14 protein-coding genes are annotated in these 13,536 nt (G+C 65.0%); 4 read left to right on the top strand and 10 right to left on the bottom strand.

The genetic code is table 11. The features are described from left to right. Window positions 1-234 precede the first annotated feature (234 nt). Window positions 235-1,920 (top strand): methyl-accepting chemotaxis protein, encoded by a 1,686-nt coding sequence (locus G365_RS0103270; protein ID WP_019644076.1) that lies wholly within the window; start codon window positions 235-237, stop codon window positions 1,918-1,920. A 111-nt stretch (window positions 1,921-2,031) separates the two neighbouring features. Here G365_RS0103270 and G365_RS0103265 read toward each other — a convergent pair whose 3' ends face one another. The 3 genes from G365_RS0103265 to G365_RS0103255 form a co-directional block, all read right to left on the bottom strand. Next, window positions 2,032-2,313 (bottom strand): SemiSWEET family sugar transporter, encoded by a 282-nt coding sequence (locus tag G365_RS0103265; protein WP_019644075.1) that lies wholly within the window; start codon window positions 2,311-2,313, stop codon window positions 2,032-2,034. 48 nt (window positions 2,314-2,361) lie between these two features. Continuing rightward, window positions 2,362-3,372, bottom strand: coding sequence for a LacI family DNA-binding transcriptional regulator (locus G365_RS0103260; RefSeq protein ID WP_019644074.1), 1,011 nt, complete (start codon window positions 3,370-3,372; stop codon window positions 2,362-2,364). Between the two features lie 124 nt (window positions 3,373-3,496). After that, on the bottom strand, window positions 3,497-4,117 hold the full coding sequence (locus G365_RS0103255) for a TetR/AcrR family transcriptional regulator (protein ID WP_026345057.1): 621 nt from the start codon (window positions 4,115-4,117) through the stop codon (window positions 3,497-3,499). An 88-nt stretch (window positions 4,118-4,205) separates the two neighbouring features. On the opposite strand from G365_RS0103255, the gene G365_RS0103250 reads away from it, so the two are divergent. After that, entirely contained in the window at window positions 4,206-4,820 is a 615-nt protein-coding gene (locus G365_RS0103250) for an NAD(P)H-dependent oxidoreductase (RefSeq protein ID WP_019644072.1), read from the top strand. A gap of 30 nt (window positions 4,821-4,850) precedes the next feature. Here the strand turns inward: G365_RS0103250 and G365_RS0103245 are convergent, their stop codons facing one another. Then, window positions 4,851-5,750 carry a phosphoenolpyruvate carboxykinase (ATP) gene (locus G365_RS0103245; protein WP_019644071.1) on the bottom strand — a complete coding sequence of 300 codons (900 nt, stop codon included), beginning with the start codon at window positions 5,748-5,750 and terminating at the stop codon, window positions 4,851-4,853. Between the two features lie 71 nt (window positions 5,751-5,821). Continuing rightward, complete coding sequence (locus G365_RS0103240) at window positions 5,822-6,109, bottom strand: PqqD family protein (RefSeq protein ID WP_019644070.1); 288 nt, start codon at window positions 6,107-6,109, stop codon at window positions 5,822-5,824. Window positions 6,110-6,330: 221 nt separating this feature from the next. Between G365_RS0103240 and G365_RS0103235 the strand changes: the two genes are divergently transcribed. After that, window positions 6,331-7,182 (top strand): sulfotransferase domain-containing protein, encoded by an 852-nt coding sequence (locus tag G365_RS0103235; protein WP_019644069.1) that lies wholly within the window; start codon window positions 6,331-6,333, stop codon window positions 7,180-7,182. A gap of 62 nt (window positions 7,183-7,244) precedes the next feature. On the opposite strand, the gene G365_RS0103230 is transcribed toward G365_RS0103235, so the two are convergent. After that, a complete protein-coding gene (locus G365_RS0103230) occupies window positions 7,245-9,179 on the bottom strand; it encodes an asparagine synthetase B family protein (RefSeq protein WP_019644068.1) in 1,935 nt (644 codons plus the stop codon). 319 nt (window positions 9,180-9,498) lie between these two features. Between G365_RS0103230 and G365_RS0103225 the strand changes: the two genes are divergently transcribed. Beyond that, window positions 9,499-10,398, top strand: coding sequence for a hypothetical protein (locus G365_RS0103225; RefSeq protein ID WP_019644067.1), 900 nt, complete (start codon window positions 9,499-9,501; stop codon window positions 10,396-10,398). Here G365_RS0103225 and G365_RS0103220 read toward each other — a convergent pair. From G365_RS0103220 to G365_RS20100, 4 genes are all read right to left on the bottom strand, one after another. Further along, the gene (locus G365_RS0103220) at window positions 10,386-11,246 is read right to left on the bottom strand and encodes a sulfotransferase domain-containing protein (protein WP_019644066.1); all 861 of its coding nucleotides are present in this window, start codon (window positions 11,244-11,246) and stop codon (window positions 10,386-10,388) included. The genes G365_RS0103225 and G365_RS0103220 overlap by 13 nt on opposite strands. Then, window positions 11,243-11,398: a hypothetical protein gene (locus tag G365_RS23745; RefSeq protein ID WP_019644065.1), complete on the bottom strand. Its 156-nt coding sequence runs from the start codon at window positions 11,396-11,398 to the stop codon at window positions 11,243-11,245. Before G365_RS23745 ends, G365_RS0103220 begins: the two co-directional genes overlap by 4 nt. Before the next feature lie 197 nt (window positions 11,399-11,595). Then, the gene (locus tag G365_RS20105; protein ID WP_211217648.1) at window positions 11,596-12,570 is read right to left on the bottom strand and encodes a serine kinase; all 975 of its coding nucleotides are present in this window, start codon (window positions 12,568-12,570) and stop codon (window positions 11,596-11,598) included. 267 nt (window positions 12,571-12,837) lie between these two features. Beyond that, window positions 12,838-13,497, bottom strand: a complete 660-nt coding sequence (locus tag G365_RS20100; RefSeq protein WP_019644063.1) for a DedA family protein — start codon at window positions 13,495-13,497, stop codon at window positions 12,838-12,840. Window positions 13,498-13,536: the final 39 nt, after the last annotated feature.

The raw sequence follows: 13,536 nt of genomic DNA, 5'->3' as shown, positions 1-13,536 counted from the left end.
GTAGGGGAAGAGGAGCAGAGGCGGTAAGGCCCGGCCCAATGTGGATTTAATGGATGCTGACATATGAAAATCCATCTATATTATAAATACGTAATTATTTGGTCGTATGGATATCGGTTGATTGTCCCGCCTTAACCGGCTACCGCTTTAAGACCCCGGCAGTGCTCTGGCGCTGCCTGTGGGGCGTTCGGGATGCAGGCCCCGTCTGCTCGGCGGGGCAGGGAAGCGGAGTGTATGATGCTGGTAAACATGCGGGTACGGACCAAAGTTCTGCTGGTGCTGCTGCTGCTGGGGGTGGTCTCGGTCGGGTGCGCGGCGATTACCGCGTGGCAGATGCACCGGATGGACGAGAGGTACAGCGGGCTGCTGAACAGCAATGCCAGCGGGCAGGTGCAGATGGTTGCGGCTAACCGCGTCGCCACGGTGCTGCGGGCAACGATGGCCACCATGATCGCGGAAGAGGATGTGGCCGAAATCACCCGCCTGAAGGAAACCCTGCCGACCGTGCAGGCAGACTTTTATGAGCGGTTGCAGAAGGCCGTGACGGCGCTGCCGCGCTACGGCAATGATCTGGCCGAGATCAGAAAGCGGTTTGATACCGCCTTTACCAGTGCCGGGGCGATTGCCGCGCTGGCGGTGCAGAACCGCGATCAGGAGGCGAACAGCCTGTTCCGCTCCGCTTTCCTGCCGGAGGTGGATGCGATCGGTAAGATCCTGCTGCCGATGACGGTGGCACTGGTGGCTGAGACCGACACCCTGTCGGCGGATCTGCAACTGCAGGCTGACCGGCTGGTGGTGCTGTCGGTGGCGGTTCCGGCCGCGGCAACGCTGATGACGCTGGCGCTGGCGATCTGGCTGGTGGCGCAGGGGGTGACCAGCCCGCTGTCGCGGCTGGGCCGGGTGATGGAGCGTCTGGCCGCCGGGGATCTGACGGTGACGGTGGATGGCACCGGGCGCGGTGACGAGGTCGGCGAAATGGCCCGCGCCGTGGCCGTCTTCAAGAGCAAGGGGGAAGCCGCCCGCAGGCTGGAAGCCGAACAGGCGCGGCTGGCTGAACAGGCCGAGGCCGATAAGCGGGCCCTGCTGAATGAGATGGCCGACACCTTCGAGCAGACGGTCAGCACAGTGGTGGGGGCGGTGTCGGAAGCGGCACGGTCAATGCAGAGCAATGCGCAGGTGATGTCCGATATCTCCGGCGAGGTGAACAGCCGGGGGGCCGAGGCCACCGGCGCGGCGGATCAGGCATCGGCCAACGTGCAGACCGTGGCGTCGGCCTCGGAACAGCTGTCGGCCTCCATTCAGGAAATCGCCCGGCAGGTGGAACAGTCTTCCGTACTGTCCGGCGAGGCGGTGCAGCAGGCGGAACAGACCGCCCATGTGGTCGAAGGTCTGTCCGGCGCGGTGCAGAAGATCGGCGATGTGGTCGGGCTGATCAACGACATTGCCAGCCAGACCAACCTGCTGGCCCTGAATGCGACGATCGAGGCGGCGCGGGCCGGGGATACCGGCAAGGGGTTTGCCGTGGTGGCGAATGAGGTGAAAAGCCTTGCCACCCAGACCAGCCGCGCCACCAGCGAGATTGCCGCCCAGATTGAGGATGTGCAGTCGGCCACCACGGCGGCGGTGCAGGCGATGGGGCTGATCAGTCAGCAGATCGCCCGGATGAGCCAGGTGTCGGCGGCGATTGCCTCTGCGGTGGAACAGCAGGGCGCCGCCACGCAGGAAATCGCCCGCAATGCGGTGGAGGCGGCACAGGGGACGGAAATCGTCACCGGCAACGTCGGGCGCATTGCCGCCACGTCGCAGGAGGCCAGCAGTGTTGCGGCACAGGTGCAGCAGTCCGCCGCCGATCTGGCCCTGCAATCGGGCCTGCTGAGTCAGGAAGTGGAGCGGTTTATCCGCACCGTTCGCACGGGCTGAGGTCTTAACGGCTGAGCTTTGGCGGGTTGAAACCTGATCAGGCGTAAAAAAGGGCGCTCCGGTGGGGCGCCCTTTCTGCTGCCTGCCGTTCCGTCTGGCGGCGGGTGGCTGTCACGCCTTCCGGGTAAAGGCGATTTTCATCACCACCAGCGCCAGCGCCAGCACGAAGGTGATGGCATTGGTGACGATCAGCGGCGGCGAGGAAATCAGCACGCCATAGGCCATCCACAGGGCCACCCCCAGACAGAACACCGCAAAGGTCAGGAAGGACAGGTCATCAGCACAGCGGGTCCGCCACACTTTGATCACCTGCGGCAGAAACGCGAAAGTCGTCAGCGCCCCGGCGGTGGAGCCGACATATTCAACATAGGGGGCAAGGGAGTCAGGGACCATAACCGCTGCTTTCTGAGGGAGAGAGGAAGGGGGAGAAAGAAAAAAGGGTCAGGCCGCACCGAGGGAGGCCCGGCGGATCAGGCAGACCGGCAGCACCTGCGGCGGGGCTGCCGGGGCCCCGTTCAGGCGGGCTTCCAGCTGTGCCGCCAGCGCCTGCACCAGATCTTCCAGCGGCTGACGCAGGGTGGAAAGGCCGAAGCGGGCGGCATCGGGGATATCGTCAAAGCCGATGATCTTCAGGTCCTGTGGCACAGACCGCCCCAGTGTTTCCGCCACCCGCAGGGCTTCCAGCGCCATCAGGTCGTTGGCGGCGAACAGGCCGTCAACCGGCGCTTCCGGCCCGGTCAGCAGGCAGCGGGCAGCCTCTGCCCCGCCCGCAGCGGTAAAGCCGCCGTCCGCCTGCCGCACCGGCACGGCGGCGCGGGCGGCTTCGGCCAGAAAGCCCCGGGCCCGCAGGTCGGCGGTCATGGTGCCGGACTGACCGTGGATCAGCCCCAGCCGCTGGCATCCGGCGGCGATCAGGGCGGCGGCGGCCTGCCGTCCGCCATCCTCATTATCGCACAGCACATGGTCGGCCTGCGGGTGGCTGGCGGTGCGGTTAAGCAGCAGCACCGGGCGGCGGTCGCGGGCACAGGCGGCAGCCATGCCGGAGGAGACCGTACCGGCGCAGATCACCACCGCATCGACCTGATATTGCAGCACGCGGGGGATCAGCGTTTCCACATCCTGATCATGGGGGACGGTGAACAGCAGCAGGTGCCGCCCCTGCGCCTGCAGGGCACCGGACAGTTTTTCCAGCAGCGGCGGGTAATAGGGGTTTGACAGCTCTGACAGCACCAGCCCGACCATGTTGCTGCGTCCGGTGATCAGGCTGCGGGCCAGAATGTTGGGGCGGTAGCCAAGGTGGGCGGCGGCGGCCAGCACCCGTTCCCGCGTTTTTTCAGACACGCTGGCCCCGGGCGTAAAGGTGCGCGACACTGCCGACTGCGAGACATTCGCCAGCCGGGCAACATCAAGAGAAGTGACTCTGGCCGCAGGGGGCTGGGTGCCGGGGGTCATCGCCTGTCGCTGTCCGCCAAGGAAGAAAGGGGGCGCCGGATTGATCGGAAACGTACAACCATCCGGCGTTGGCGGCAGGGATGCCCGATTTTGCAAACGAATGCAAGGGGCGATTATAGCCGGGTCAGAGGCTTTCGCCGGGGGCGCTGCTGTCAGGAATGGCCATGATCAGGCGTGACAGTTCTCCGGTGGCCTCCTCAAGGGCAATTTCCCCCGATGCCGCCACCGCCGAGAGGGTATCCGCCGCCCCCAGCATCGCCCACAGCGCTGCCGGTCTGATGGTTTGCTGCGGAGAAAAGGGGCTCAGGATGGTCCGGCATTTGGCAAGAAAGGCCCGCTGATACTCCCGCCTGACCGCCTCCAGTTCCGGCGAACCGGCGAGGGCCGCCAGAACTCCGGGAATCTCCTGACCCTGTGCGAAGACGCAGGAGATGTAGGATGTTGCGATCACCCTTGCCGTCTCCCGCAGGGTCGGCCCGCTTCCGGCAAGCGCGATATCGATCCGGGCCGTCTGCCGTTGATCAAAGTCCTGATACAGCCGGGCCAGCAGGCCGTTGCGTGTGCCGAAGTGGTCATAGACAACCGGCTTGGCGACCTGTGCCCGCAGGGCGAGGTTCGGCAGGGTCAGGGCATCGGTCCCGTCCTGCCGGATGATGTCCCACGACACATCAATCAGTTGCCTCAGCCGTTCCGCGCGGCTGAGGCGGACGCGCTTACTTTTTTGAGAGTCAGGTGTTGTCGGCATTGTCGGATGTCTCTATATACTAAAGGTAAGTTACTTTTCGTATATTTTTGTGGCTGTGGGTCGCGGCCACGGATCAGGAGGACGCACCATGCACTCTACCATCATTGTTGCCCACCCGGAGCGTGAAGCGCTGACGCAGCGGATTGCCCGGAGCATCGCCGGGGGAATCACCGCAGGCACCCCCGGGGCGAGCGTTGAGCTGGTGGATCTGGCCGCCGAGGGGTTTGATCCCCGCTATACGGCGGCGGATAATGCCGTGCACCTGCATCGGGCCCCGGTCCCCGCCGATGTGGCGGCGGAGCAGGCCCGCCTGCAACGGTCTGATGCGCTGGTTCTGGTCTATCCGGTGTACTGGTGGTCGATGCCGGCCCTGCTGAAAGGCTGGATTGACCGGGTGTTCACCAGCGGCTGGGCGTATGATGACCGGGCGGATGCGGTGATCCGGAAAAAGCTGGGGTGGCTTTCCGTTCATCTGGTCGCAATCGGCGGAGCAGATCAGGGAACCTATGCCCGGCATGGCTATGAGGGGGCCATGAAAACGCAGATTGATCACGGAATCTTCGGGTACTGCGGCGCGCCGGTGGTGACATCCAGTCTGCTGCTGCTGTCTGATCCGGGTGCACCGGACTCTCTGCTGGAGCGGGCCGGTCAGATCGGGCGCGCTGTCTTTCCCTCCTCCATTCCTGAAGAGGGCACGCGGTAAAAGATGTAAGCGTATTATGGATGCATTCTTTTACAGGTTGACCGACTGCTTCAGTAAATCGGCTGTGGATGCCATTGCGTCAAGGTCCTCCGCCAGCGTCAGACGCCAGCAGGGGACCGATGTCGTCAGCGCCGCGAGGTCAGCGATCAACGCCGCTGCGCCGGGCCGGTCTTCCGCATAGGCCGGGCGGCTCCACAGGGCGCGTGTCAGGCAGGCCACCGCCTGCCCCGGAGACAGCCGCTCGCACTCCGGCCGGGCGGCCCGGTTCAGCAGGATGGCGATCCCGGTGATGGGCCGGGGGCCGGGGGGCAGGCCACTCCACCGGGTGTCAAACCGGGGGACCCCGGGCCGCAGCGGCGGATACCCCTGAAGATCAAGGCCCAGCATCTGGGCTGACCGTCGCCACAGCCGCAGGCAGGCGGCACCCCGTATCAGCTCTGCCCCGTCCTTCCGGGACGAGACGGAGACAACCCCGTCGGCCAGTACCGGCCACCCCTGTTGTGCCAGAACGGCGGCCAGAGTGCTTTTCCCCACGCCGGAGGCCCCGACGGCCAGCAGGGCACCACCGTTCAGGCCAAGCGCGGCCCCGTCGAAGGGAAGCAGACCGCGCTGGCGGTTCAGCACGGCCAGAACCGGTCCGCTCAGGAGCAGGCCAAGGCTGACCGGATCGGCCCCGGTGGCCGGTTCGACATCAACCCTGTCTCCCCCGGACAGGCAGAAGCGGCCGATCCCCGGCACAGACAGCAGGATCCGCCCATCGGTCAGGGTCCGCCACAGAGGATGGCCCGGAGAGCAGTCCTCCGGCATGGCAGGAACGGCGGTGACGGTGACGGTGATGTCGGCAGGGGCATCGGGGTCGGCGGCAATCTCGCCCGGGGGCAGGATGTCGCCGCAGTATCGCCAGCCACCCAGTTCGACCGTTTTTCTCATCACAGCACCTTATTTACCGATCAGGCTCTTGTTTACCGGACTGGCGGCGGAAGGCCGTCCTGATCTCAGCCTCATGGCTGGTGCGGGATGACCAGATCGGTGTCCATCATGTCAGCCAACAGCAGCAGAACGTCCCGCTCAATCTCAGCGCGGTCTCCGTCATAATCGGCTGTCAGGCTGTCACACAGGGCGGCCACAGTCATCGGGGTGTCAAGGCGGGACCAGATATCCGCCCCGATCGCGTCGAGCGAAAAGTATGCCCCCTTCATCATGTGGAAAATCACCACTTCATGATGAATGTGGGAAAAGAGCATATCCTTGTTCCGTACGAGGGTGGTCCCCGCAGAAAGTCCGCTCATCGGGCTGGGCATCCTGTAAAATTATAAGTCTGAAGATTTATGGCATTATCGGCCGAAAGCTGTCCACCCCTGGGGGAATGCGGTCTTCCGGGGGCGCAGGGTCCCGGCCTATACAGCATAACGGCCTGTAAAAGAAAACTGTTTTGAAGAAGACGCAATTGATAGAAGCGCAGGGGGCTGTCATCCCACAAGCCTGTATCAAAGCCGGAGACTGTGCGATTTTGTCTGATATCCGAAAAATCATCTGGATTGCCGCCTATCCGAAATCCGGCAGCACGTGGCTGCGCCTGTTCGTGGCGCAGCTTCTGGCCGGATCCGGGGACGCGCCGAGCATCCGGGATCAGGTCCTGCGGGTTCCGGTTGATTTTGGGCTGCTGGGCTTCGATGAGGCGCTGGGTATCAAGCTGGCGGATCTGACGCCGGATGAGGCGATCACGCTGAAGCCGCTGCGGCTGGAGGCGGAAGCCCGCCATCTGTCCCGCCCCGGCCTGTACCGGACCCACGATGCATGGATCCGGACAGAGGAGGGCGGGGCCCGCCTGTCCGCCCGGGCAACGGCAGGGGCGATCCATCTGGTCCGCGATCCCCGCGATATTGCCGTGTCCTTCGCCGAGTTTTTTGACTGTGATCAGGATGAGGCCATTGCCCGGATGGCGGATCCCGGATACCGGCTGGACTTTGACCCCGATGCGGTGGCCGGGCCACAGTTGCCCATTCTCCTGCTGGACTGGAGCAGTCATTGCCGGAGCTGGCTGACCGCCGAAGAGGTGCCGCGCCTGCTGATCCGCTACGAGGACCTTCTGGTCGATCCGGTGGGGGAGTTCACCAGAATGGCCGCTTTTGCCGCTTTGCCCACGGCGTCAGAGCAGATTGCCGCCGCAGTGGAAGCAACCCGGTTTGACCGGCTGAAGGCGCGGGACCGGCAGGAAGGCTTTGCCTTGCGCGGTGATGGCCGCAGTCATTTCCGCGTCGGGCGGGCCGGGGGCTGGCAGGCGGCGTTGACACCGGCGCAGGTGCGCCGGATCGAACGCGATCATGGCGAGATGATGGTACGGCTGGGATACGCCCTATAAAGCATTTTCCGGTTGAGTGGGTTTCTCTCAATCGAAGAACAAGCTCTGGCTGGCCGGCTGCCTTACCCGTTTCCGCCTTCATTCCAGCGGATGAAGCGGGCGACGTGCAGCCCCCGGCAGAGGGCATTGGCATAGTGATCCCGCTGCCGCAGGGCTGCTTCCGCGTCCTGCGGCCAGTCATCCAGCAGCGCCTGTGCCCGCTTGATGTCCACCATGCGGGCCACCTGCGACGAGGACCCAAGGCGATCCAGATCAGCCTGATAGGAGTCCCGCAGGCTGGACAGGGTGTCGAACCATTCGGGGTGCTGGGCGCCGACTCTGGTTTCCGTCAGGCAGGCGTCGGGGAGGCGGTCGGCCAGCACCCGGCGGGCCAGCCAGCGGAGCTGACCGTCACGGCAGAACTGGGTGGACGGTACCCGCAGTGTGAACTCCACCAGCGGCAGATAGGCCAGCGGCGCGCGCAGCTCATAGCCGTCAACCGCCACCGTCTGCGCCACCAGATCACCAAGCAGGGAACCGTACTGTTGCAGGATGAACCCCCGGGACTGGGCGGCGCTGGATGTCGGCAGCGGAAAGCCGGGGGCGCCCCCGTTTCTGGCGCGCTGTTCAAGATCCAGACCGGCAACGGCTTCGGGCGTGATCAGGCTCCAGTCGCGCCATGTGCTCCGGCTGCGGCCAGTGATGCCCCGGGTTTCCAGCCATTTGATCTGCCGGATCAGGGCCTGATAGATCACCGTGTGCCACGGCCAGCCATTGCGGCGGCGCCAGCCTGCCAGCTCCCGCATCAGTGCCAGAAGCTGCCCCTGCCGTAACAGGGCCATTGGCGCGGCCCGGCCCGGTGCGGTCAGGGTCGTGTTGCCATAATCCCCGGTCAGCAACACCCGATGCCCGGCGGCACGGGCCTCTTCCACCGCGGCCAGCAGCCAGCCGATATTGTCTGCGGCCCGGACGGGCATCCCGTAACGCTGGAACAGGCAGGTCTGATCGCTGTCAAAGCGGTGGGGGCCGGGCCGGTCGACCACGTGCACCCGCAGGTTCGGATGCAGGGCGGCCAGTGCCGCAAGTTTCGGGCGTTCATCGGGGTACAGGTGGGGCTGTTCCGGACCGTGCCAGCCCGGCGGAGGGGCACGGGAGTACAGGGGAATCTGAGCGGGGGCCATCTGCCGGGCTGCGGTTGCGGCAATCCCGCCGGAATCCAGACCGCCGGAGCCCAGAACCGCCACCGGCGTGAGGCTGCGGAGACTGGCGCGCACCGCCCGGTCCAGAAGGTCCCGCCCGGCTTCAACATACTCCCCGTCGCTGGAAAGCCGCAGCGGTTGGTCGGTGGGCGGCTGCCAGAAGGGTTCCACCGTCATTGCGCCGGGGGTGCAGATCACCAGACAGCCCCCCGGAACCCGGCTGATATCCCGGTAGAAGGTGCGGTTACGCTCTGTCATGGTCAGCATCAGCAGATCGCCGAGGACGGTTTCGTCCAGATCCCGGGCGACACGGTGCAGGCGCAGCAGTGCCATGGTGCTGGCGGCGAAGGTCACCACCGGCCCGTCGCGGTGAAAGAACAGGGACCGGCCCCCCATGGGGTCCCGGGCCAGCACCAGCTTCCGCGCCCCGCTGTCCCATACGGCCAGAACCCAGGGGCCGGACAGACCGGCGAGAAACCCTGTCCCCCAGCGTTCATAGGCGGCCAGCACCAGCGCGCCGTCGGCCATCTCGGCGACCCTTCCGGAATCCAGCCCCAGACGGCTGGCAAGGTCGGCGCGATCATCCAGCCGCCCGTCGAACAGCAGGGTCAACTGGCCGTCGCGGCCGCTCCACGGCTGGCGGTCAAACCGGTCTTCGGGGGTCAGCGGGAACGAAACAGCGGCAAACACCCCGCCCGGTTCGGAATGCAGGGCCGGACGGCTGCGCGGTGATGCGGCGAAAGCCCCGGCCATGACGGTTGCTTCGGCCTTATCGGCTGCTTCGCCATCCATCCGGACGATGCCACAGAACGCTCCCATCGTTTTCATTCCCTGCACATGTAAAGTCCGCCTCTGCCCGGAGGCCTGTTTTTTACGCTGCCGGGCAGGGGGGAAAGTGGTAAATGTTCCGCCGGAAAGCCAGAAATATCGGTGGGGCCAGGGCATTTTCCGCAAAAGTGGCCTCCGGTTTTGCGGGAAAAAATGCCCTGTCGTTTCAGAGAGGGGGCATTTTCCGCAAAAGTGGCCTCCGGTTTTGCGGGAAAAAATGCCCTGTCGTTTCAGAGAGGGGGCATTTTCCGCAAAAGTGGCCCCCGGTTTTGCGGGAAAAAATGCCCTGTTGTTTCAGAAAGGCGTCCCCATGTCGCTTGCCTATCATACATTCGGGCTGGATATCGACGCCGGTTTTTCCTGCCCTGATCTGGCGCCGGTGGCCGGGCCTGCCTTTGGCCGTCCGGTGCGTGTGGCCTGGGGAGAGGTGCCGGAGGCGATCGCTGATCCGGTCTGTTCCCGCCCCCTCAGCTGGATTGACCGCACCGGCGCCCTGCTGCACCGCGTTCCCGGGATTGCCCGTTTCATGGTGCAACGCGGGATGGTGGACGTGGCGCTGGAGCCGGATGCCGATCCCGGCCGGATGCCGGGATTTCTGACCGATCTGCCGCTGCTGATGCAGGCCTGTCTGTGGGGGCTGGTTCCGCTGAATGCGGCCAGCCTTGCCTGCGGGGACGGGGCGTTTCTGCTGGCCGGTCCGCCGGGCGTTGGCCGGACCTGTCTGGCCGTGGCGCTGGCGGATCAGGGGTGCCGGGTGATGGCCGACAGCGCCTGTGTCGTCGATGCGGCGGAGCCTTCCGGGGTCATGGTCCTGCCAGCGGGCCCAGGCCTTTCCCTGTGGCCGGAATCCGTATCGCTGCCTGGTCTGGGGACCCCTGATGCGACCGGGCCGGGGGGGCGGATCCGGCTGTCATGCGCCGACCGTTACGAGGCACGCCCTCAGCCGGTGCGGGCGGTGGTCTGGCTGCGTCCGGCGGTCGGCGGGGCCGGGCCGCAATGGCAACAGGGGCGGCATGCGTTCGGGACCGTGATGCAGATCAGCCGGTCTGCCGAACTGACCCGGACCCTTCTGGGGGAGAGGGCACGGCTGGCAGCGATGTCCGCTCTTGCGGCCCTTCCGGTGGTGACAGTGCCCTCTGGCCGGTCACTGGGGGACCCGTCCGCTCAGGCGATGGCCTTGCTGCGCCTGCTGGACCCTTATTTCAGATAACCCAGCCGCAGCATCAGCGGGCCGTGATCTGCCTCTATGCGGCACTGTTGGGCCGGGGTGAGTGCCTTGTGCCACTGTCCGGCCTGACCGACCCGGAAAAAGTTCGGCAGGGCAGCGGGCCGTTCGAGAAAGCCTTTGGCTTTCTCCTGCGCGGCCAGTTGATCAAACCGGGTCCGTCCGATGGCCTCTTCCACCCGTGCCGACAGATCACCAAGCCCGCAGAACTGCGCTATAGCGGTAAACGATCCGAGAGGGTCGGCATGAAGGTCTTCGTACCGCAGCATCAACCGGTGCATTGGCGCGTCCAGCCAGCTCTGGGTATGCTCCGACCATGACCCCCAGCGTTCAGGCACCAGCCCGGAGGAGGCTCCGGAGGGGGACACAGGGGTATAGTCCGGCTCGGCCATCATCGCGATCGCCCGGTCAACCGTCACGGCACAGTGTGCCGCCAGCGACAGGCACAGATCACGGGGATCCCGTATCAGATGCAGGCAGCCGTGGCTGGCCTCCGGCGGGAACAGCGGCTCTCCGGCCGGGGTCAGCCGATACCGGTCATGGGCCTTCAGCGGCAGAGGGGGGCCGCTGTTGCGCATGGCGAGGTGGCGATAGGCGCAAGGCCGCAGCGCCTCCGTCTCGGCAGCAGACAGGTCCCGGAGGGAAATATCCAATACCTGTTGCAGCATCGCTACGGCAGTGGCCCCACGGGGGGTTCCTGCCATCGTTTCCAGATCGGGGACCTGGGTTAAGGCTGCCAGAAACAGCCGGACCCAGGTATTCCCCGATTTCGGGTAGGATGCCAGCCAGACGATGCCTGACTGTGCGGGCGCCCCCCCGGCGGGAAGACTCATGAAGGGGTGTGCGCCGTCTGACCATCGCTGGGGGGAACCTGCTTCTTGTTGGTCCGCTCGGCGACACTGACGATCTCAAGTTTCGGGGCTTTCCAGATTTTCCGGTCCGGGGAAGACGGCTCGGTTTTGCTGGTCTTATGGACTTTTGACATGAGGGGAAAACTCCTGAAAGGACTATCAACCTGCCCGATCCGAACGGCAGAAGTCAAGGACGGAACCCCTTTATAAAGAAGGGGAGAGTTGAACGGGTAGAGATGAATCGCTTATTCCGGAAGTCCTCTCCGGTTTACAACCGCAATGGTGGTTCCTGCAAAAAAGCGGGCCCGCTGTCCGGGACAGAGGGGGTGGGTCACTGCGCGGTATCGTCGGCCAGAACCTGACGTACCAGTGCCGTCAGTTCAGGCAAATCGCGGACGTCTCCTGTGCGGGCAAGGTTGTAGACCGGAACCCTGCTGATCAGACTGGTCAGGGCCTGGAAGATTTCTCCGCTGCGTCCCAGCTGATGACTCAGATGCAGGCGATAAACCAGATCCTCCAGAGGCAGAAGGCTGGCTTTTCCCGTCAGCCGGGTCAGGGTCGGGCGCTTCAGTCCGGTGTCTATACTCAGGCGCAGCAGAGCCGTCAGGGGAACGGGGCCGGGGGCCGGGGGCAGAACCAGAAGCCGCTTGGGGTGTCCGGTGCGGCCGGTCTGGAGAGATTCCGGGGTGTGATTCAGGGCCTTGGCCGCATCGGGCCAAAGCCGCACGCGGGACGGCCCCGGAAAAGCCAGCATCGTCACTGCCGTGGTGTCGATGCGGGTCACATCATCGCTGAGCAGGCTGAGCCCCTGCGCGGCCAGAGCCGCGGCGAGGGTGGACTTACCCTGACCCGAGGCCCCGCTGATGGCAACGGCCCGGCCCTGTTCCGCCACGCAGCTGGCATGCAGGGCCAGAACGCCGCGCTGGTGCAGCACAACTCCGGCAACGGCCCCCTGCAGCAGGGTTTCCATGTCACGGCGGGCATCCGGGGTTGCGTCGTTGATCCGCAGGGTCCGCCCGCCGGTGACCAGAAAGCGGAGAGAACCGCCGAGTGTCACCAGACCGCGGCCCAGAGTATCGACCTGAAAGAACCGGTTTTCCCAGCGCAGAGGATTCAGAACAGGGGGGACATCCCCGTGTTCCAGAATGACATCGGCGCTGCCTCCGGGGGGCAGGGGCGGCAGGCTCTCAAGCGGCAGTATGCTGCGCAGGCGATAGCCGTAATAGCAATAATCGCGGCCCGGTGGTTCCGTCCTGCCCTGCCCGGAGCCGTGGGGAGGATGGTGGGGCGCTGCGGGCATATCCACGCCTGTTCTCTTTCCCTCTGAATGACTGCTTAGACCCCGGTTTCCCGGCGCATCGGTGTCCCGGCGCTTTCGGGTCGGGGCGCGTTCGGGGTCGCCTGAAGCCGCCGTCGCACACTGTGCTGGCGACGGAAGGGCATGGCTCATATCAGGGAATGAGTCTGAAAGATAGCCCGGAGCGTTTAAAACCCCTTCGATTTTAAACGCTCCGGTTTTAAATGCTCCGGGTTTAAATGTTCTGGGTTTAAACGCTCCGGGCCGGAAAGGGACTCAGGCGGTTTCGCCGGGGCTGCGCGGGGCGGCATCGGCAGGCAGGGCGGCATTGACCGGGATGGTATCTGCGGCGGTGGCTGCGGCGGCGGCTTCTTCCTCGCGGATCCGCCGTTCGCGGCGCTTGCGGCGGACGAAGGTGATCACCCAGATCAGCACCGCCAGCACGCCCAGCCCGATCAGCACCTTCATCTGATGCTCACCCAGGAAGTGTTCCAGCGCCTGCCCGAAGAAGTACCCGCCAAAGGTAAAGGCCAGCGCCCAGATCAGGGCGGCGATGAAGTTAAGGGCCATAAAGCGGATGCGCGGCACCCCGGACATGGCGATCACAAACGGGCTGACGTTGCGCACGCCGTAGATAAAGCGGAAGGACAGGATAAACAGGGTCTCGTTCTTCCGGACCAGCTTGAAGGCCCATTCGGTCTTGTCGCGCAGGGTCGGCCAGCGGTCCAGCAGGCGGCTGCCGTAGCGCCGCCCGATGGTGTAGTAAAACTGATCACCGCAGAAGCTGCCGACCAGCGCGCACAGCAGCACGACCCAGACATCCATCAGGCCCTGATAGGCGGCGATCCCGGCGAGGATCACAATGCTCTCCCCTTCAAGGAAGGTGATAATCAGGATTGCGAGGTATCCATAGGTGGAGAGCAATTCTTGAATCACGACGTCGCTGACCCCTCTTGACTGTTCGCGGGTGTTTAT

Source organism: Novispirillum itersonii subsp. itersonii ATCC 12639, from assembly GCF_000381985.1.
GTDB lineage: Bacteria > Pseudomonadota > Alphaproteobacteria > Rhodospirillales > Rhodospirillaceae > Novispirillum > Novispirillum itersonii.
Note: the sequence above shows the minus strand (reverse complement) of the source record. Positions and strands in the feature narration are given on the sequence as shown.

Coding starts and splice junctions, on each gene's coding strand:
- G365_RS0103270 (WP_019644076.1), top strand. CDS start 235: ATGATGCTGGTAAACATGCGGGTACGGACCAAAGTTCTGCTGGTGCTG.
- G365_RS0103265 (WP_019644075.1), bottom strand. CDS start 2,313: ATGGTCCCTGACTCCCTTGCCCCCTATGTTGAATATGTCGGCTCCACC.
- G365_RS0103260 (WP_019644074.1), bottom strand. CDS start 3,372: ATGACCCCCGGCACCCAGCCCCCTGCGGCCAGAGTCACTTCTCTTGAT.
- G365_RS0103255 (WP_026345057.1), bottom strand. CDS start 4,117: ATGCCGACAACACCTGACTCTCAAAAAAGTAAGCGCGTCCGCCTCAGC.
- G365_RS0103250 (WP_019644072.1), top strand. CDS start 4,206: ATGCACTCTACCATCATTGTTGCCCACCCGGAGCGTGAAGCGCTGACG.
- G365_RS0103245 (WP_019644071.1), bottom strand. CDS start 5,750: ATGAGAAAAACGGTCGAACTGGGTGGCTGGCGATACTGCGGCGACATC.
- G365_RS0103240 (WP_019644070.1), bottom strand. CDS start 6,109: ATGAGCGGACTTTCTGCGGGGACCACCCTCGTACGGAACAAGGATATG.
- G365_RS0103230 (WP_019644068.1), bottom strand. CDS start 9,179: ATGGGAGCGTTCTGTGGCATCGTCCGGATGGATGGCGAAGCAGCCGAT.
- G365_RS0103225 (WP_019644067.1), top strand. CDS start 9,499: ATGTCGCTTGCCTATCATACATTCGGGCTGGATATCGACGCCGGTTTT.
- G365_RS0103220 (WP_019644066.1), bottom strand. CDS start 11,246: ATGAGTCTTCCCGCCGGGGGGGCGCCCGCACAGTCAGGCATCGTCTGG.
- G365_RS23745 (WP_019644065.1), bottom strand. CDS start 11,398: ATGTCAAAAGTCCATAAGACCAGCAAAACCGAGCCGTCTTCCCCGGAC.